Origin of the sequence: Paenibacillus sp. MY03 (assembly GCF_002165585.1) — a bacterium.
Classification (GTDB): domain Bacteria; phylum Bacillota; class Bacilli; order Paenibacillales; family Paenibacillaceae; genus Pristimantibacillus; species Pristimantibacillus agaridevorans.
Genome location: NZ_MXQD01000021.1, coordinates 1 through 19,533, shown reverse-complemented (window position 1 = coordinate 19,533; position 19,533 = coordinate 1). Strand labels below are relative to the sequence as shown.

Here is a 19,533-nt window from a genome sequence, read left to right as displayed (position 1 = left end):
GCACGAACGTTAATGAAAACAAGAGAGGAATGTGACAATTTGAATATTCGAATCTTTAATTCCGCAGATGAGCTAGGCGAGGCGGCTGCTATAGAAGCTGCCAACATTATGAATGAGAAAATAAAAGAGAAAGGAAAGGTCAGAATCGTATTATCGACAGGCGCATCCCAATTCCAGTTTTTTGAATCCTTTGTGCGGCAGTCTATCGATTGGTCCAAGGTGGAGATGTTTCATCTGGATGAATATATCGGGCTGCCTATTTCTCACGCGGCAAGCTTCAGAAAGTATTTGCAGGAACGATTCGTTGAACGTGTCGGCTCGGCTCTTGGCAAGGTGCATTACGTGAGCGGCGAATTGGAACCGGAAGCGCATATTCGGCAGCTGTCGGAAGAGATAACGAAGGAGAGCATTGATCTGGCGCTGATCGGCATCGGTGAAAATGCGCACATCGCCTTTAACGATCCGCCAGCCGATTTTGAGACGACGGATCCGTATTTGATCGTCAATCTGGATGACAATTGCAAGCGACAGCAGGTTGGAGAAGGCTGGTTTGCCTCCCTCGACGATGTTCCGAATCAAGCGATCTCCATGTCGGTGCGTCAAATTTTGAAGGCCAAGCATATTATTTCCTGCGTACCGCATCGGGTGAAAGCCGGCGCTATCCGGTTAGCGCTTGAGCCTGCCGTGACGCCGGACATTCCGGCCTCCATTCTGAAGAAACACGAGAGCTGGTCCTTGTTCCTGGATAAGGAATCATCGTCCGAGATTGAACGGAGCTAGAGGGATGGCTTCAAGGAACGGAAGGAGAGGGCTCGATGCAAAGCTGGATCGGGAAACATTGGAAAACAGGCAAGGCGGTTGAGCTTCGCGTGGAATCTGGACGCATTCTTGCCGTCGAAGAGACGGCAGGGGAGCATGCTGACGTATGGATAGCGCCGGCGCTAATGGATTTGCAAGTGAACGGCATTCATGGCGTCAATTACAATGGATCCATTACAACGGTCGAGGCGATTATGGAGAGCGTGCGTTATTTGCATACATGCGGAGTGGCCAGGTTTCTCCCGACCGTTACGTCTTGCTCGCAGGAAGAGGCCTTGTCTCGTGTTGCCAGATTGGTGCAGGCTTGCGAAGCGGATGCGATGACCGACTATGCGATAGTCGGCATTCATATGGAAGGTCCGTATCTGTCCACTGAGGACGGACCAAGGGGGATGCATGCCGCCAAAGTAATGAGAGATCCGGATTGGAACGAATTCCTGGCGTGGGAGGCCGCTGCCAAAGGCCGTCTGCGCAAGGTGACGGTGGCGCCGGAGCGCAAAGGCGCGATCGAGTTTATTCGCAAGTTGACGGAGCGCGGCATCATTGCTGCAATCGGCCACACGGCCGCGACGGAAGAACAGATTGGAATGGCTGTTGAGGCGGGAGCTACGATGTCGACCCATCTCGGGAACGGAGCCCATCCCGTGTTGAAGAGGCACCCGAACTATATATGGGCGCAGATGGCGGAGGACCGATTATGGGCGGGGTTGATTGCGGATGGCTTCCACTTGCCGCCGTCCACGCTCAAATCGATGATTCGGGCAAAAGGGGAGAAGGCGATTCTCGTCAGCGATACCAATATGCTGGAGGGAGCCTCTCCGGGCATTTATCAATATGGCGTCAACGAAGTTATTAAGGATGAGAACGGAAGGCTGTTTCTGGCGGCAACGCCCGATATATTCGCCGGGTCCGCGCTTGCGTTGAACGAAGGCGTGGCCAATATTGCAAGATTCGGGATCGGCTCCATCGGCGAGGCGATCGAGATGGCTTCCACGCATGCGGCCGACTTGCTCGGATTGGCGCAGGATGGCGCAGGTTCTCTGACGCCGGGAGCGCCGGCGGACTTTATTCTCTACGATTCCGAGGAATCGAACTGGTTTCGTGTGAGAGAAACGATTTCTCAAGGAGTGTCCCGCTATAAGGGCTGAGTCGGAGAAGACCTCCAGGCAGCCGCACGCACAAAGAACCGTCTCCCGGGAGGAACGGTTCTTTGCACCAATATGCCCATTACAGCAGCTTACTCGATTTTTGCAGGAACGCTGTTTGAGAATGATATAGTCTCCTAATTGCTGGGCGCGGCAATTACCAATAAGCCGGATGTCCTTGCTCCAGACGCATGAGGGCTTCCATATAATAATAGTCGCCCCAGATCATATAATCATCCGGCGAAGCTCCGCCTCTTACACTGTAGGAGCCCCGCTCCAGCAAGCCTTGCGCGTCAGGCTTACCGATGGTTGAATAATGCCGAATCAGTCCCGTCATTGAGCAATGTACGCCATCCTCAAGGAAATCGCGCTCGGCGTGATCGATCGGAAGATGCCCAAGCAGCTCCAATATGCCGCAGACTGTAATGGCCGACGCCGAGCTGTCGCGTTTTGTATCGGCGTTAACGGGAGCGTCGAAGTCCCAGTAGGCGACAAAGTCCTCAGGCAGACGTTCGAGGAAATAACGGGCCATTCTCAGCGAGGTTTCGAGATAGAGCGGATTCCGGGTGTAACGATAAGACAGGGCGAAGCCGTATATGCCCCATGCTTGTCCGCGAGTCCAGGTGGAGCCGTCTGCATATCCCTGGTGAGTGCCGCCCCGGATGGCGTCCCCGGTTTCCCGATTGAAGTAGAAGGTGTGATAGGAGGAATCGTCGCCGCGAATGAGGAAGCGGCGGCTCTTGTCGGCGTGCTGGACGGCCGCATCGCTGTATCGGCGATCTCCGGTGATCTCGCTGGCCCAATAGAGCAAAGGAAGATTCATCATACAATCGATAATCATTCTGCCGCCGTACTCTTCGTCCCCTTCGGATCCCCAGGCCTGGATGATCCCTGTCTGCGGACGAAAACGCGCGAGCAGGAGATCGGCTGCGTCAATCGTCATCTGTTTCGCGAATTCGTCCTCCAGGACGATCCAATGCGCCTTCGCGGATAAGGTGTACAGGAACCCAATATCATGGGTATTAAGCGCCTTTCTTTGCGCGAGCCGATCGCGGAAGCTTTCCGTCGTATTGCGAGCGGCAGTCAGGAACGTCTCATCCTTCGTATACTCGTAACACAGCCACAACATGCCGGGCCAGAAGCCGGCAGTCCATGCGCGGTTATCATTGAGGGCATACACATCATTATTGCTTACATGGGGGAATAAGGGGCCAAACCGCCCAATATTGCTGCGAGTTTTCGCAACGGCGTCTTCCATTGCAAGGTTCCACATAGCGCACCTCTTTGCTTGATGTAGTTGATTTCTTCCTTGTTAGCGTACCAAAGCAAAGTGCGGCGGAGTACAGTCCAATTGTTCGAAAATACAGGTATATTGCCTTCTAGGCGTTTGAACTCGCACACGAAGTGAGGTGAAACGATGAATCGGCTGGCGACGATCGACTTTCAATCCAATCCGTTCCATGGGCGTTTTCTGGCGGAGGCAGAGCCGGATTACCGAGGCTTCTTCCATAGTCACTCCGGTATCGAAATTTTAATCATTCACGAAGGGCAGGGCTCCGTGATTCTGCCCAAGCATGTGTATCCGATTCGGCCCGGCTCCGTGTTTATCTTTCAACCCCATCAATTGCATCATGTGCGTGCGCTTCCTTCGGAGAATCAGCCCTATGTCCGATCCTTGCTGGAATTTGATCCGTCCGCGCTGCTCCCTTATCTGAAACCTTACAAGCATCTGGCGCAGACGCTGACGTATATATGGAAAGGCGATCTGCAGGAGCAGGCGTTCCCGGATATGATCGCCCGTTATCCGATTGAAGCGAATGTCCGATTCTACAACGAGCATCTGAGCAGCGACTTGCGTACGAAAGCTGAACGTTACGCGAGCCTTGTCGCTCAGCTTCTGCAATATTTGCAAATGGAAATCGGGCAACGCGCGATCTCAATCGATACGGCCGCGCCGATGAAATTATCGCATGCCGAGACGATTCTGCAGTGGATCGAGGAGCATTACACGGACGCCTTTGAGCTGGAGCGACTGTCGGAGGAACTGCATCTATCGAAATATTATATCTCTCGTCTATTCAAATCGGAGACGGGACGGACGGTAACGGAGTATGTGATGGCGCTGCGGAGCAAGGAGGCATGCCGCTTGCTTCTAGACAACCGGTTGTCAATAGCCGAGGTGGGTGCTAGGGTTGGCTGGCCGATCGCTTCCCATTTCGCCGAGCAGTTCAAACGTTGGATTGGTTGTACGCCGTCGCAGTATCGGAAGCATCACCGAAGCCGGGAACGGGAAGAGAGGTAACGTGCAGCAAGCTCGCTACCTGTTGTGAAACCGATCTAATGCAGCTTGTTGAATGGCAATTGCTCGCTCAATCCCCATCTGTTTCAGCGTGATCAAGAATTGGTCGTAATGTTCCAATGGCTCCACGCCCAGAATAAATTTATTGAGCGCCTCCGCAGCATACAGGTTGATGTCGCTCATAATCGTATCCAATTCCGAACGCTCCTTCTCGTTTGGCGACAATGGAGGCAGATGGCGGTTGTTGTCCGCGTTCATCCAGGTTTCCAGAGAGTTTCTTCCATTCTTCAATCGGTCTGCTTTCTGTTCCATCCAGCGTTTGTCTTGAACAAACGGTCCGTAGGAGGAGGATAATATATAACGATCAAGTTCTGCGGCATCCTCCCAGATGGTCTGCTTGAACGTCGGGTAGCCGTCCATCATTGTGTAGCTTTCGCCTTCGACGCCGAAGTTGAACAGTAGTCCGCCCTCCTCCCCGTAATTGAAATCCATCCACCGCACAAGTCCGGGAATATCGTCTGCCGAGGTTGTAATTGCCGCGCCGTAGCCTGTATACATCGGGTCCTGTTGTCCGATCAACGGCTTATCGCCTTTGTTCAATACAGGATTTGGCGCGGCAATCATCTCGAAGGTGGGATGAATCCCTTTCATTGATTCATTTTCTCTCCCGATCGTATAAGAGTATTGAGAGCCAAGAGTATCGGCCGTCAACTTCACGGCTCTAAGCCTGTTGTCCGTTACCATAAATTCGGGATCAATAAGACCTTCGTCATACCATAGCTTTAATGTGGCGATATATTGCCTGAATTCCGGTTCAATTAATCCGTATTTGACTCCTCCATCCACTTGATAAAAATCTCGTTTAATTCCCCATGCGGATAAAAAACCGAGATCTTCCCATCTGATTGACAATGGAATTTCATCGGCCTTGCCGTTACGGTTCGGATCCTGTTCCTTGAAGGCCGTCAGCACAGCATGCCATTCATCAATAGTCTCGGGTATGTTCATGCTTAAGTTGTCAAGCCAATCCTTGCGGATGGCCAAACCTCTGAAAGTCTGCAGGAAAGGGTCGCCGCGCAGGAAGGGGAAAGCATAGATGCTGCCGTCATCCGTCGATATCAGCTTTCTGTATTCGGGATGATCATTCAGCAGCTTGCTGAAGTTGGGCGCGTACTGATTAATATATTCATTCAGCCGAATGATCTTGCCGTCGGACAGATATTTCTCGGGGCCGCCTGGAAGGGATATCCATCCGGCTTCGATGATATCCGGCAGATCATGGGATGTTAATAATAACTGAAAGGAATAATCATGCTCCGGATGAATGAATTGTACATCGACTCCGGTAAGTTCTTGTTTCTTTTTGTACGCTTCGTGATCTCCCAAGTTTTTCAATGAGGCTGCCGTTTTTGAATTGAGGAAAGTGTAGTAGGTTAACGATTTCAGGGGAGCGGTTTCAAACGCGTCGATACCATAATTTTGATAGTCGTATTCACCGCTTCTGCATGAAGCGAGCGTTACAGCTAGCGCAATCAGGGTTGCCAAACCTGCTATCTTTGTCAGACCGCGACTCAAAGCCATACACATGTCTCCTCGTTTCTAAGATTCAACCGCAGCATTCTGTTGTGCTGTTTGTGTCATATGCTCCCGATATTTGCCCGGCGTAACGCCCATGTATTTTTTGAACACCCGAATGAAACCCGCGGCGTTGGCATAGCCGACACGATGCGCCACCTCATGAAGCATCAGTTGATCGCCGAGCAGAAGTTCCCTGGCCTTGTCCACGCGCAGGCGCATAATAAAGTCGGACACGTTGTGTCCCTGGTGTTTCTTGAACAATCCCGACAGGTAGGGGGGAGTCAGCTTAAAGTAGTCTGCAATCGTATTCAGTCCTAATGAATTATTGGAATAATGGAGCTCGATGTACTCTATAATTTTGTCCACCAGGATAACACCGGGATCTTGTTTATCCGCCAGCACGGCTTCGCAGATCGTTTGGTATATGTCTTTGACCTGTTCATGCAACTCCATAAGCGAACCGCAATTCACAAGACTTCCGAGCGGATTGAACTGGTTCCCGAATACGTTCTCGAAACGTTCGGGCGAAGCATTCCAAATTTTCATTAACGTGCTCATCATATTAAAGGCTAGAAACTTGCCCATCTGAAGCGATAGAGGCTTTGATTCGAAGTTCATATCATAAATGTGATCCAGCAGTTGAGAGACACTACTAAAATTCCCGGTCTTGACAGCGTTCATGATCTGCAGCTCAATCTCTATAGGATAATAATATTGCTGCTCATTGTAAGGGATTTCTCTAAAGTGAGTGATGCGTCGTCTCCCCTTGACAAGGCGGAAATCGAGAGCCAGCAGCGCTTCCGCATAACTGGCTCCAACATCGCCGGAATGAATATCTCCGATGCCGATGCTGGTGCATATCCCGTATGATTCTTCGATAAAGCTTTTTGATTGCTCAACGGCCGCTTTAATATCGGAGAACGCATGCAACAGTCGATTCGGATGTACGTTGACCAAGAGCGCCAGCCTGTTTCTGTCGAGCTCCACGTCATACATAAGATGATGTCGCGCAATGAGCTCCCGGTTTACATTGGCGACGACGAAACGAACAGCAGAACGCTGACGTTCTCCCTCGACATGCGAGAACTTGCCGGGATCATCCACCTCTATCAGGATGACTGTAAAGACATCTGATTCGAAATGTATACCCATACTTGCCAGCGAATCCTGATGGATCGCGTCCGCGGCTGTCAGCCCTTTAATAAATTGATGAAGAAAGTTGGATTGAATGGCAGGCTTTTGTTTAACAAGGATATCTTTTATCTGTTTCTCCGAATGCCAGGATTGCTGCAGCGTGTCTTCAATAAATCGATACTCGCCGTCAGCGGATCTTGGCTCTATACTCCGATTCGAAGAAATTGACAGGAGCAATCTCTTCAACGGGGAGTAATAATGCTTAGCGAACAGGAATGAACCTATCAGTCCAAACACAAGACAAAACAAGAGCAACCACAATGCCCAGGTTTGTACGGTGGTCACCCGTTGCATGAATACCGATTCGGGCGACAAAGAGATATAACGCCAGCCGGATTGCTCCGACTGGATCGCTGCGACCCGCATCGTGTCTTCCTGAATCTTAAAGGAGAGTTTCTTCTTGCTGTCAATCGTATCGAGCTTGCGCAATGTTTCGTCAACCAGCGATCCGGCAACTGTCGAGGCGATGATCTGGCCGCTATGATCAGTGATTAGAAAACTCGTTTGCTGCACATCATCGGGATCCTCCAACATCTCCTTGATACGTTGTTCCTTGATCAACAGGACCAACGCGCCGCTCGCCTCGCCGCTTTCGCCGACTGGGAGAGGGCGAATATACGTAATTAACTGTTCGGAGGCTAACGTTGGTTTCTGAATAACCGGCAGAGCGGGCATATAATAATGATCGGAGCCGCCCTTCTGCAAGTTGTTCAGCCAATCTTGTTCCGTTGCGGTTTCGTATTTGTAATAGTTGGCGTAGAATGTCGCCGAATCAGCTTTGGTGTACGGCGATACCACGGTATCCTGCTCGCGGAGGTAGATATAGTAATCCAATATGAAATCGGTGGACGGTTTATAGAGGTTGAGCGTATCCAGCAATTGTTTGTATTCATAGACAGTAGGCGCCGCCTGATCATGCATACGCTTGACCATAAGCTGGACTCTTGGATGCAATGATAGTTGTGTGGCTAGCTGCTCGGCCTCGCGCAGCTTTCCGTCGACCATTAATTGAATCTGATGCAGCATCGCCTGATTGGAACGATCGGCATCTTCTCTGATCATCGACTGCATGCCGTGATACAACGCCGTCTCGGCCAGAATGGGAAACAACAGCACCAGAGTGAAGGACATAAACAAGGTCAAAAACAGCTTCTTTTTGATGCGCATATATCGACCTCCAATACATGATCACTCATACATTGTCGTGCTTAATTATAGACAACTTTAGCTTTTAAAGCCAGAAGGCGCATCAATCCAATTGTTGATTTCGGATCACACTTCTTAACTATAGGGCATATTCATTAGGTCTGCTACAGTGGTATAATCCAACAAAAAGCGAGAAGTCGGTACAAGGAGAGCCTTTCAATGAATATCGAACGATTATGCAATGGCATTCAGCTTCCCTCCCACGTTGTGCGGCAGGTGCTTGAATACGAGATGGATGCGACCCTCTATGAGAACGCCAAGCGGCATTTTGGCAGCGACTATATGTCTTTTTTTGAAGAAGAGGAGAACCGTCCGGGTTTCAGGGCCCGCTTTCTCTATCTGTTCATCCGCTTTGCGGTTGATCTGTATGAAGAGTATAAGAGAAGAGAGATCGACGATACCATTTATTATGATACCTTCTCGGATCTACGCATTTGGTGCATGGAGTGCAAGAGGCAATACGGAGAATATGGCTTGCAGGAATATCGATGGTTTAAGGAGCACTTGCGTCTGAGACTCTTCCGACTGGGAAGGCTGCAATTTCACCCCTATGCGATGAAGTCAGATGTTGTTGTTGAAGGGAAGAAAATATACGAGAATCAGATCGTGTTGAATGTTCACATCCCCGCAGGCGAGCCGCTTGCCGCTGATAAGGTTGAAGCGTCGTTCGAGCTTGCCCGTCGTTTCTTCCGAGGAATGGAACCCGTGTTTGTATGCCATAGCTGGATATTGGAGCCGAGGCTTCAAGATATTTTGAAGAGCGATTCCAACCTGTTGCAGTTTCAGCGCCAGTTCTCGATTTATAAGCATAATCCTGATTCGCGTCAAGCCGAGGAACGTATATTTCAGGAGACGCTCTCCGATTATTCGGCGTACCCGGAGTCGACTGAACTGCAACGGAGCGCAAAACGTTACTTGCTCGCCGGTCACAGGCTGGGGGCGGCAAGCGGCATTAAACTTTAAGCTTGTCTCTACCAGAGGCGGGCTTTTTTTCATTCCGGCCGCGCCAAATTAATATTAGAGCACCCATCTTAAATATTCAACATTCCGACTCTGCGATTGTCGGAAGTATGATTGAGATACAGGATGCAAATGTAAGAGGGGGATAAGCATGAGTAGAAAAACGAATTTTTTTTTAACGATGTTTTTGGCTTTTCTTCTAATGTTGATGTTTCCGACAGCGCTGACGACCGTGTTGTATCACAACATGAACGCGGTAATCAAAGAGGATGTGCAGAATTCGAGCAATGCGATGTTGAGGCAAATAAGTCTCATGATCGACAGTCGGCTGCATGAGGTTGAACAGTTGGCTATTCAAATCTCCTTCCATCCGAAGATCATTCATATGTTCTCGCGCAATGAGACGTCAGGAGCGCTCTCTGTATTCCAGTACAAGGAGATCATGGACACATTGTCTTTTCATTTCATAACCAATGGCTTCATTCAGGATCGATATGTATATTTCAATAAACAAGATACTGTCGTTACGCCGTACGTGAGAAGCGATGCCAGCGACTTCTATCAATTCTATTATAAATATGAAGAGTTAAGCGAGGAGGACTGGCTGACGTTTCTTAGAAGCAGCAGCGATCAAGCCGAGTTTCTGCCGGCAATGAACGTCGCGGGAAAATCGACTGGAGGAAACGGGCGGTTAATTACCTATCGCCATTCGATTCCGATCGGAACCCAGAGACCATCTGAAGGGGCGGTTGTTATTCTGATCGACGCCGAACAGATTCGAATGATGTTGTCCAATCTGGAAAGCGCGAATAAAGCCAGAATTTTTGTCGCCGACAAAGAAGGACGGCTGCTGGTACGCTCCGGTGAGGACGAACACATCAATGAAGCTGATTTGGATCTGGACAAGTTAGTTGAAGGTAAATTTATGGAATATCCGGACAGCGTGGGCGGCGAGCGTTTAATGGCGACGAAATACGTTTCGAAGGAGACGGGGTGGCAATATATATCGTTAGTTCCTCATTCCGTGATGATGGCCAAGGTCAATCGCGCCGAGATCTGGGCTTTAACGTTGCTGGGTATATGCATATTATTCGGATTGTTAGGGGCTTATCTACTGGCCAAGCGATTGTACAGTCCGATTCATAATTTGGTCTCTTCGATTCTGAAGCGGGACAGCGATGATCGCAACAAGATTAAACCGGAATTTTCCCTGATTGAAGAAACATTGTCCCAATCATGGAGGTCGGAGGAAGCGCTGAAGGTCGTTGTGGATCAGCAGGTTCCGTTAATTCAATCCAACTTTCTGAATCGATTGCTCAATGGCATCGTCGATACGGGAACGTTGAACGAGGAATCGCTTCGTTTCATGGGATTCCGGTTCGAATCGGAGTGGTTTTCCGTCGTCATTATTAATGTAGATGACTTCCGACAGATCAAGCTTGCTAATGCCGAGCAGCAATGGGCTATGATTAGGTTCATTATATCCAACATCAGTCAGGAATTATTGGGTCGCAGAGGCGTGGCTCATGCCGTAGAGACGGAGCTCAGCAGACTTGTTCTGCTCGTTAATCTGCATGTGGAGGAAGAGCAAGAAGGATTGAAATACATGGAGACCGTTATTGATGAATTAAAGAATGTCATTGAGAGCAGATTCAACATTGTATTAAGTATCGGCATCAGCGGAATTCGGCAGCATTATCGGGAGATAGCCTCCTGTTATGCGGAAGCGTTGGAAGCGCTTGAATACCGAATCGTCAAAGGCAAGAGCAGCGTGACTTATTATCAGGAAATTGATCAAATGCGCGATCAAGCAAGGTATTATTATCCGATGGAGATAGAGATGCAACTGGCGAATGCGATTCGTTCAGGGGACTTTGAACAAGCAGATCGATTAATGAAACATATCGAGCAGATGAATTTCCAATCCAAGCACATCTCTCTGGAGATGGGCAAGCTGCTTTACTTCGATATGATGAGCACGATGATCAAGATTTGGAATGATACTTCAGAGCGTGTGCAGCATTTTCTAGTGGATGACTTCGATCCGCTGCGCAGGCTGACCGATTGTTCGACGCTTGTCGAGATGCAAGAGCAGATCCGGGTTATCTATCAGGAAATCTGCGACAGCGTAATAGCAGGTCAACGTGATCCAGGCGCCGTGCTGGTCGATCAAATCTCGGCATTCATCGATGAACATTACTCGGATAATTCCCTGAGCCTGAATATGATTGCCGAACGATTCAACTTAAGTCCGCAGTACCTGTCCAGCTTCTTCAAGAAACACAAGGGCATTAACCTGGCCGACTACATGGCACGGATTCGAGTGGAGCAAGCGAAGCGCTTGCTGCAGGATCCATCGCTCAGTCTGAACCGGATAGCCGAATTGGTCGGTTATGCCAAGGATGCTGGACTAATCCGCATCTTCAAGAAATATATGGGCGTCACTCCGGGGAAATATCGTGAATATATGAAGGATTAGGATTGGGGCTTAAATGTAGAACATCCTCAAGTGAAATCCGACCTATGAATCGGAAGGATGGAGCATATTCAACTGACAAGCGATAAGGCATGATGATGTCGAGGGAAGCGCAGCACAATCGGCTCCCTACAATATGCTGAAGGATGAAGGAGGACGAAACATGAAAGGGAAGGTCAGCATGAAATACAGCATGCGCACAGGGGTAGCACTTCTATTAACCGCAGCCCTAATAGGCTGCAGCAGTACAAACGGAGGGGGCTCGTCAACCGCATCGCCGAGTGCCAGCTCGTCGGCCAAACCATCGGAGCCGGTTCAAACCGCAACTCCACCAGTAGAGAAGCTGGATAAGCTGTCCTATTGGGTTTATCTGAACAGTCAAGCGGCGGCATCGATCAAAAACCTGGGCGAACATGAGGCTTACAAAAAGAAAGAAGAGCTGACCGGGGTGAAGGTGGAGTTTATTCATCCGCAGGCCGACGAGTCCTTCAGACTTATGATGGCCTCGAACGACTTGCCGGATGTTATAGAGACGGGCTGGATAGCGTTGACTGGCGGACCGGACAAGGTTATTGAGGATGGAAAAATTATTCGTTTGAACGAATATATTGAGGACTACGCTCCGAACTTGTCGAAGCTGCTGGCGGATAACCCGGAGATGCGCAAAAATATTAGCACGGACGACGGTACGATCTATGCCTTCCCGTTTTATCGGGGAGATCCGTACTTGCTGACGTTCATGGGCATTACGCTTCGTCAGGACTGGCTGAACAATCTGAAGCTGGAGATGCCGGAGACGCTGGATGAATGGCATACCGTATTGACGGCATTCAAGAACGACGATCCGAACCAGAACGGGAAACCGGATGAGATTCCGCTCTTCTACAAATGGAGCCAATTAGGTTTCCAGTCGGCTTATGGCATTACAAATGGGTTTATTCAGGAAGACGGAGTCGTGAAACACAGCTGGTACACGCCGCAATTCAAGGACTATATTACGTTGTTGAACAAGTGGTATTCCGAGGGACTTATCGATCAGGACTATCTGACAACCGACAACAAGCTGCGCGACGCCAAGCTGACAGGCGACCAGCTCGGAACCTTCGTCCAGTATACGGTAGGCAAGTACAATGCGCTAATGAAGGATTCGCATCCTACGTTCGAGATAAAAGCGGCTCCTTATCCTGTAGTTACCAAAGGAACACGGCCGATCATCGGTCATCAAGATCCGTATTACACAGGCAATGGCGCGGCGATTACGACATCCGCCAAGAATGTTCCTGCCATTGTGCAATGGCTTGACTTCAACTACGGTCCGGAAGGCAGCACGCTGTTCAACTTCGGGATTGAAGGCATGACCTATGAAATGGTTAACGGTGTACCAACGTTTAACGAAGCCGTATTGACCGATGCGCAACTTATGGGAAGAGCAACCTTGTCCGGAGCTTACGGTCCATTCGTCCAGGACAAGCGCATTATGGAACAAAAATCGGCGTCCAACATCAATGGTCTGCATTCCTTGGAAACATGGATGAAGCCGGAGAACAAGAAACACATGCCGAGACTGACGCTTACTCCGGATGAAAGCAGCGAGTATGCTTCCGTCATGAATGACATCAATACTTTCGTAAACGAAAAGGTTGACAAATTCATTATGGGCATAGAACCATTGGACAAATTCGATGCATTTGTCGCCACGATGAAGGATATGGGAATAGAACGTGCGATCGCGATTCAACAAGCAGCATATGACCGTTATCTGAAACGTTAATATCACTTCGAATTGGAGACAGACTATGCAACTATCCAAACGGAACAATATCGAAACTTCAGGAGGGACGGGCGGCATTGCCGCCCAGCCTCCTTACTGGAGACAACTGCATCGCGATTTGCGGCGCAACAAATATATTTATCTGATGGCGCTGCCCGTCGTTGCCTATTATATTATTTTTCAATACTTTCCTATATACGGAATACAAATTGCATTCCGCGATTATAGTCCAAGCGCTGGTTTTCTTAACAGCCCATTCGTAGGGCTGAAGCATTTCCTGAATTTTTTTGACAGTTATTACTTCTGGAGATTGATTAAAAATACGGTCATGATCAATTTCTACGAATTGATATTCGGCTTCCCGATGCCGATTCTATTCGCATTGCTGCTGAATGAAATTCGTAGATCCTGGTTCAAACGGACAGTTCAAACGATTTCGTATTTGCCACATTTTATTTCAGTAGTCATTATTGCGGGCATGATAACCGACTTTGTTGCGCGCGACGGCCTAATCAATCAATTTATTACGCTGCTCGGCGGAGACGCGATTCCGTTCTTGCAGAAGGCGGAATGGTTCCGAACGATTTATGTCGGCTCCGGCATCTGGCAGGGACTGGGCTGGTCGACGATTATATATCTTGCAGCGATCTCGAATATCGACCCTACATTATATGAAGCCGCGACGGTAGATGGCGCAGGGCGCTTCCGACAAGCGCTGCATATTACAATTCCAGGTATCGTGCCGATCGTAATTATTATGTTGATCTTGCAGATGGGTTATATGATGAGCGTGGGGCATGAGAAGATCATTCTGTTATACAACCCGATCACCTACGAGACGGCAGACGTAATCTCGACTTATGTATTCCGCAAGGGAATTCTGGAGGCCAACTACAGTTTCAGCACAGCGGTATCTTTGTTCAACTCCGTTATCAACTTTGCGCTGTTGATCCTGGCGAACAATATCAGCAGGCGAGTATCCGAGACGAGTCTGTGGTGAAGAGGAGATTTCAATGAGAAAAAAGCGCAGCGCGGGAGAACTATCCTTCGATGTATTGAATACGGCAATCATGCTGGCGCTGATCGCCACTACCTTGTATCCGTTCGCATATGTATTGTTCGCTTCGCTCAGCGATGCGGTGGAACTGATGCGGCATCGCGGAATCATGTGGATGCCGCAGGGGTTTTCGCTTGAAGCCTATAAGACTGTGTTATCGAACGACAGCATTATCAGCGGATATCGAAATACGATTTTTTATGTAGTTGTAGGTTCGGCGTTTAATCTGCTTATGACAAGCTTGGGGGCGTACGTCCTGTCGAGACGGAATGTCATGCTTAAGAAGCAGATTATGATCATGATTGTAATAACGATGTTTTTCGGCGGCGGTCTAATACCCACCTACCTATTAATTAATGATCTGGGTCTCTATAACACTCGAGCGGCGCTTATTATTCCCGGAGCGATCAGTACCTGGAACCTGATCGTCATGCGGACATCCTTCCAGGGCGTACCTTATAGTCTGGAGGAATCGGCTCGAATCGACGGGGCGAACGACTTCACGATTTTGTTCCGCGTCATTATTCCGCTCTCGTTGCCGGTATTGGCCGTAATGACATTGTTTTACGCGGTGGGTCATTGGAATTCATACTTCGGCGCTTTAATTTATTTGACTGATGCAAGCAAATTCCCGCTGCAGCTTGTGCTCCGGGAAGTGTTGCTGACGACCAATATGGAAGAATGGCTGACCGGCGTACCTTCTGATTCCAGACATCAGGTGGCGCAAACGATAAAATACGCGACGATCATGGTTGCGACGGTGCCGATATTGATCCTCTATCCGTTCCTTCAGAAGTATTTTGTTAAAGGCGTAATGATTGGATCATTGAAGGAGTAGAAGCGATGTTGAAATCAATAAATCATTGGGCTTTCCCCAAAGATATGCAGATGGAGTCCGTATTCGAGCATGCTCGTCTTGCCGGGTATGACGCGATTGAATTGAACCTGGGTCCTGATGGCGCGATTGGCCCGCACCTGGCTTCGACGCCGGCGGATCTGGCAACGATAAGGCGACTGGCTGATGCCAGCGGAATCCGATTGCGCAGTCTCTCCTGCGGCCTCATGTGGGATCATTCGTTGTCGGCTCCGCAGCCTGAGGCTCGCCGAAGAGGACAAGATATTGTCTTGAAGCAACTGGAGACAGCGCATGCGCTGGAGATGGATACGATTCTCACCGTAGCCGGTTATTGTACGGATGATGCTTCATCGTACGAGCTGTTGGAACAGCGGAGCGTGGAGACGTTCGGTTATTTATTGCCGCATGCGGAGCGACTAGGCGTTGCGATCGCTGTTGAGAATGTATGGAGCAAGTTTCTATTGACGCCTACCGAGATGGCTGCGTTCATTGATGGATTCGGATCGAATGCCATTGGTGCTTATTTTGATATTGGCAATGTCATGTTGTACGGTCATCCGGAGCAGTGGATTCGGATACTCGGGTCGCGCATAAGAAAGGTCCATGCCAAGGACTTCCGAAGATCCGTCGGAACGGGGCAAGGTTTTGTGCCGTTGCTGGCCGGGGATGTGAAGTGGCCGCTTGTAATGAATGCGCTAAGGGATATTGGATATACAGATACAATCACCGCAGAGATCGGAGCTTATTCGGCTTATCCGCTGCAAGCGGTGTACGATACGGCGCGCCATCTGGATGTGTTGATCCACGGAGAGCCTCGCTGATAAAACATTGGACAAAAGTATAGCGCAGGGGGAGAAAAAAATGGCAGTGCGTGTAGCATTTGTGGGTGTAGGCGGGATTGCGGAGACACATCTGAAGGCGCTGAGCGACAATGAGCATGCCGAAGTCGTGGCGGCTTGCGATGTCGTGCCGGAACGTGCGGAGAGAGCCGCAGAGACGTATGGGCTGAAGGCATATAGCGATGTTGATCTTATGCTCGATCGGGAGAAGCCGGATGCATTGTTCATCTGCGTACCGCCGTTCGCTCATGCCGACCTTGAGGAGAAGGCCGCTGGCAGAGGTATCCACTTGCTGGTGGAGAAACCGCTGGGCCTGGATAGAGAGGTCATTCGCTCCAAAGCGGACACGATTCGTCAAGCAGGAGTATTGGTCGCAACAGGGTATTGCCTGCGTTATCTAGATGTAGCTCAGCAAGCCAGACATTATTTGAGCAACAAGGAGATCGGAATGGTTCGCGCTCATTACTTGAGCGGGTTCGTGGAAACGCCTTGGTGGCGCGACATGGCGAAGTCGGGCGGCCAATTGGTAGAACAAGCGACCCATACGGTGGATATAACTCGTTATTTGGCCGGAGATGTGAAGTCTGTATACGCCCGCATGAAATTCGGGTTGCTTGAGCATAAACCCGGCACAACCATTCCATCGGTAGCTACGGTCTGTCTGGACTTTGAATCTGGAGCGGTGGGCCATATCGACACTTCTTGCATTCAGTCGGATTGGAGCAGTGCTATCGAAGTATTGGGACGGGATTTCAAGCTGACTTTAGCGGGCCGCAAGCTGACGATTCTGGAAGGCGAGGAGACGACCACTTATGGGAGCGTGTCCGGGAGCGCCCACAAAACGCAGGACGACGCCTTCATCGAAGCCATTCGCACCGGCGACCGCAGCTTGATCCTCTCTACGTATGACGATGCGTTAAAAACCGTAGATGTCACGTTAGCCGCGAATGAATCGGCGCTTAGCGGTCAGCCGATTGTCTTGTTGTAATGGATTCTTTGATACGGGGGAACGGACGATGAGAATCGCGTTCCCCCGTATCTTGTCTTGCACTGAACAAACAGAGAGGAAGGAAATAGATGAAACTGGGAGTCACCTCATACAGCATGGCCAGACTATTGCGAGCGAATCAAATGAATATCTTCCAGGTAATGGATTGGATTGCCGCTCAAGGGGGCGTACACGTTGAAATTGCGCCAGGGGATTACATCGATATGGAGGAACCCGGACTTCCGGAACGTATTCGCGACCACGCGGCACAATTAGGGCTGGTTGTGTCCAATTATGCTGTCGGCGGCAATTTCATCGAAGGGGATAAGGAGAATCTGGAGCGCCAGATCGAGCAGGCATTCCGCGAGGTGGACATCGCTTTTCGGTTGGGCGTATCGCGTATGCGTCATGACGCTGCCTGGAGAGTCCGGGAAGAGACGACCCCCGCTCATTTCGAAGCGGATATCGACCGAATTGCGGAAGCATGCAGACGCATTGCCGATTATGCAGCACCGTTAGGCATAACGACCAGTATTGAGAATCATGGCTTCCATGTACAGTCGAGCGAACGTGTGCTGCGGCTTATTCATGAGGTGGACCGTCCCAACTTTCGACTGACCATGGATATTGGAAATTTTATGTGCGCGGACGAAAATTCGGTTGCGGCTGTTAGACGCGCAGTTCCTTATGCTTCGATGATTCATCTGAAAGACTTTTATTGGCGCCCTTCCCATCGCGATCAGGGTCAAGGCTGGTTCAAGACTCGTACCGGCGATTATCTCAGGGGGGCTATTCTCGGGAATGGGGATATCGAAATGCGGGAAGTGCTGCGCATTATTAAGCAATCGGATTATGACGGCTTCCTTTCTGTTGAGTTTGAAGGGGCCGAAGATTGTTTGAATGGGACTTCGATTGGATTGGAGAACGCTCGAAAGATGTGGAATGCGGTTTAGAAGAGTGTACAACAACTCGCTTCTGAAGCGAGTCGAGGGAGGGGAGCGCAATGTTGTCTCGAAAGGTGAATATCGGCATTATCGGCGCAGGCAATATAGCTAACGAGCATATTAAAGGTTTCTTGCAATTTCCGGAGCAATGCGAGATTACAGCGATTACAGATACGAAGCTGTCCCTTGCGCAGGAGAGGGCCAGGCAGTATGGGATCAAACATGCGATAGCGACGACAGAAGAGCTCATCGCTCGCGACGATGTGGATGCAATCGTAATCTGCGTTCCAAATCAATTCCACGCGCCGCTTGCGCTTCAAGCCATGGAGGCGGGCAAACATATCGTAATGGAGAAGCCGATGGGCATTAATGGCGAAGCGGCGCGCCAAATCTTGAAAGCAAGCGAAGCGTATGATCGCATCGTGATGATCGGTCATCAGAGGCGGTGGGAGTCTATTGCCATGCAGATTAAGGAGCAGATCGACCGCGGTGAACTGGGCCGTATTTATTCAGCCAAGACAGGGCTGTTCAGGCGCAAAGGGATTCCGGGCTGGGGAACGTGGTTTACCCGCAGCGAGCTATCCGGAGGCGGGCCGCTAATCGACATCGGCGTACATATGCTGGATCTCGCCTTATACCTGATGGGGAATCCAAAGCCGGTATCCGTGTATGGAGCGACATATGCGGAATTCGGACCGAGGCGCAAAGGTATTGGCGACTGGGGAATTCCGAACTGGAAAGGCATATACGATGTGGAAGACTTCGCAACCGCATTGATCCGGATGGAAGACGGGAGCACGCTTTCCCTTGAAGTGAGCTGGGCGGTTCATATGGATACCGACAACACGCCGTTTATCCATCTGATGGGAACTGAAGGCGGAGCAAGCTACAGGCAGGATTATGGCAAGCTGCTTACGGAAAAGTTTGATCAGCCGAGCGAGTTGCCGCTGCGTGTGCCCGAGGACGATGAAGGAGAGCGAATCCGGTTCTGCCGTCATTTCCTGGAATGTATCGCAGAAGGCAAGCAGCCGCTGACATCGGCTCGAACAGGCTGGATAAATAATGTCATTATGGATGCGATCTATGAATCCTCGCGCAGCGGCAACGAAGTGAAGCTGAAATGGGACTAGCGCATAAGAAGGAGTGGGGATCAAGCGCCTATGTAACCGCTTGGCTCAAGGCAAGATGCATATGCTATTCTTAATATTTTAAATCCAGATACCCAATCGTAAATACCGGTCATTTCAAGGGGGGAGACTGTTCAAGTACACTAGCCGAGTAAGCGGTTACATAGGGGGGTGGAAGCGAGGCAGCAGGTGCGTCATTGGCTTGTCCAAGGTTCACAAATTTGAGGGGAGTGTTCAATTAATGCGGTTGAAGAGCAAGAGAGTTAACAGATTG

At 49.9% G+C, this 19,533-nt stretch carries 15 protein-coding genes; 12 read left to right on the top strand and 3 right to left on the bottom strand.

Annotated features, from left to right (window positions below; all coding sequences use genetic code 11):
- The first annotated feature begins 39 nt into the window (after positions 1-39).
- Both B1748_RS19105 and B1748_RS19100 read left to right on the top strand, forming a co-directional pair.
- On the top strand, positions 40-780 hold the full coding sequence (locus B1748_RS19105) for a 6-phosphogluconolactonase (protein ID WP_256975771.1): 741 nt from the start codon (positions 40-42) through the stop codon (positions 778-780).
- Positions 781-815: 35 nt separating this feature from the next.
- Positions 816-1,967 (top strand): N-acetylglucosamine-6-phosphate deacetylase, encoded by a 1,152-nt coding sequence (locus tag B1748_RS19100; RefSeq protein WP_087569538.1) that lies wholly within the window; start codon positions 816-818, stop codon positions 1,965-1,967.
- Between the two features lie 154 nt (positions 1,968-2,121).
- Here the strand turns inward: B1748_RS19100 and B1748_RS19095 are convergent, their stop codons facing one another.
- Positions 2,122-3,237 (bottom strand): glycoside hydrolase family 88 protein, encoded by a 1,116-nt coding sequence (locus B1748_RS19095; protein WP_087569537.1) that lies wholly within the window; start codon positions 3,235-3,237, stop codon positions 2,122-2,124.
- A 144-nt stretch (positions 3,238-3,381) separates the two neighbouring features.
- On the opposite strand from B1748_RS19095, the gene B1748_RS19090 reads away from it, so the two are divergent.
- Positions 3,382-4,266, top strand: coding sequence for an AraC family transcriptional regulator (locus B1748_RS19090; RefSeq protein ID WP_087569536.1), 885 nt, complete (start codon positions 3,382-3,384; stop codon positions 4,264-4,266).
- Positions 4,267-4,281: 15 nt separating this feature from the next.
- Here the strand turns inward: B1748_RS19090 and B1748_RS19085 are convergent, their stop codons facing one another.
- Together B1748_RS19085 and B1748_RS19080 are read right to left on the bottom strand one after the other, a co-directional pair.
- Complete coding sequence (locus B1748_RS19085; RefSeq protein ID WP_087569535.1) at positions 4,282-5,844, bottom strand: type 2 periplasmic-binding domain-containing protein; 1,563 nt, start codon at positions 5,842-5,844, stop codon at positions 4,282-4,284.
- An 18-nt stretch (positions 5,845-5,862) separates the two neighbouring features.
- A complete protein-coding gene (locus B1748_RS19080) occupies positions 5,863-8,202 on the bottom strand; it encodes a helix-turn-helix domain-containing protein (protein ID WP_087569534.1) in 2,340 nt (779 codons plus the stop codon).
- Positions 8,203-8,400: 198 nt separating this feature from the next.
- On the opposite strand from B1748_RS19080, the gene B1748_RS19075 reads away from it, so the two are divergent.
- The 9 genes from B1748_RS19075 (at position 8,401) to B1748_RS19035 (ending at position 19,262) form a co-directional block, all read left to right on the top strand.
- Entirely contained in the window at positions 8,401-9,204 is an 804-nt protein-coding gene (locus B1748_RS19075; protein WP_087569533.1) for an acyltransferase domain-containing protein, read from the top strand.
- A gap of 148 nt (positions 9,205-9,352) precedes the next feature.
- Entirely contained in the window at positions 9,353-11,680 is a 2,328-nt protein-coding gene (locus B1748_RS19070) for a helix-turn-helix domain-containing protein (RefSeq protein WP_087569532.1), read from the top strand.
- Positions 11,681-11,840: 160 nt separating this feature from the next.
- Complete coding sequence (locus B1748_RS19065) at positions 11,841-13,448, top strand: extracellular solute-binding protein (RefSeq protein WP_256975770.1); 1,608 nt, start codon at positions 11,841-11,843, stop codon at positions 13,446-13,448.
- Between the two features lie 25 nt (positions 13,449-13,473).
- Positions 13,474-14,448, top strand: coding sequence for an ABC transporter permease (locus tag B1748_RS19060; protein WP_087569531.1), 975 nt, complete (start codon positions 13,474-13,476; stop codon positions 14,446-14,448).
- A gap of 13 nt (positions 14,449-14,461) precedes the next feature.
- A complete protein-coding gene (locus B1748_RS19055; RefSeq protein ID WP_087569530.1) occupies positions 14,462-15,343 on the top strand; it encodes a carbohydrate ABC transporter permease in 882 nt (293 codons plus the stop codon).
- Positions 15,344-15,348: 5 nt separating this feature from the next.
- Entirely contained in the window at positions 15,349-16,182 is an 834-nt protein-coding gene (locus tag B1748_RS19050; RefSeq protein ID WP_087569529.1) for a sugar phosphate isomerase/epimerase family protein, read from the top strand.
- A gap of 40 nt (positions 16,183-16,222) precedes the next feature.
- A complete protein-coding gene (locus tag B1748_RS19045; protein WP_087569528.1) occupies positions 16,223-17,188 on the top strand; it encodes a Gfo/Idh/MocA family protein in 966 nt (321 codons plus the stop codon).
- 89 nt (positions 17,189-17,277) lie between these two features.
- A complete protein-coding gene (locus tag B1748_RS19040) occupies positions 17,278-18,141 on the top strand; it encodes a sugar phosphate isomerase/epimerase family protein (RefSeq protein ID WP_087569527.1) in 864 nt (287 codons plus the stop codon).
- Between the two features lie 50 nt (positions 18,142-18,191).
- Positions 18,192-19,262 (top strand): Gfo/Idh/MocA family protein, encoded by a 1,071-nt coding sequence (locus B1748_RS19035; protein ID WP_087569526.1) that lies wholly within the window; start codon positions 18,192-18,194, stop codon positions 19,260-19,262.
- Positions 19,263-19,533: the final 271 nt, after the last annotated feature.

Coding starts and splice junctions, on each gene's coding strand:
- B1748_RS19040 (WP_087569527.1), top strand. CDS start 17,278: ATGAAACTGGGAGTCACCTCATACAGCATGGCCAGACTATTGCGAGCG.
- B1748_RS19080 (WP_087569534.1), bottom strand. CDS start 8,202: ATGCGCATCAAAAAGAAGCTGTTTTTGACCTTGTTTATGTCCTTCACT.
- B1748_RS19095 (WP_087569537.1), bottom strand. CDS start 3,237: ATGTGGAACCTTGCAATGGAAGACGCCGTTGCGAAAACTCGCAGCAAT.
- B1748_RS19065 (WP_256975770.1), top strand. CDS start 11,841: ATGAAAGGGAAGGTCAGCATGAAATACAGCATGCGCACAGGGGTAGCA.
- B1748_RS19035 (WP_087569526.1), top strand. CDS start 18,192: ATGTTGTCTCGAAAGGTGAATATCGGCATTATCGGCGCAGGCAATATA.
- B1748_RS19090 (WP_087569536.1), top strand. CDS start 3,382: ATGAATCGGCTGGCGACGATCGACTTTCAATCCAATCCGTTCCATGGG.
- B1748_RS19055 (WP_087569530.1), top strand. CDS start 14,462: ATGAGAAAAAAGCGCAGCGCGGGAGAACTATCCTTCGATGTATTGAAT.
- B1748_RS19070 (WP_087569532.1), top strand. CDS start 9,353: ATGAGTAGAAAAACGAATTTTTTTTTAACGATGTTTTTGGCTTTTCTT.
- B1748_RS19045 (WP_087569528.1), top strand. CDS start 16,223: ATGGCAGTGCGTGTAGCATTTGTGGGTGTAGGCGGGATTGCGGAGACA.
- B1748_RS19060 (WP_087569531.1), top strand. CDS start 13,474: ATGCAACTATCCAAACGGAACAATATCGAAACTTCAGGAGGGACGGGC.
- B1748_RS19075 (WP_087569533.1), top strand. CDS start 8,401: ATGAATATCGAACGATTATGCAATGGCATTCAGCTTCCCTCCCACGTT.
- B1748_RS19050 (WP_087569529.1), top strand. CDS start 15,349: ATGTTGAAATCAATAAATCATTGGGCTTTCCCCAAAGATATGCAGATG.
- B1748_RS19085 (WP_087569535.1), bottom strand. CDS start 5,844: ATGGCTTTGAGTCGCGGTCTGACAAAGATAGCAGGTTTGGCAACCCTG.
- B1748_RS19100 (WP_087569538.1), top strand. CDS start 816: ATGCAAAGCTGGATCGGGAAACATTGGAAAACAGGCAAGGCGGTTGAG.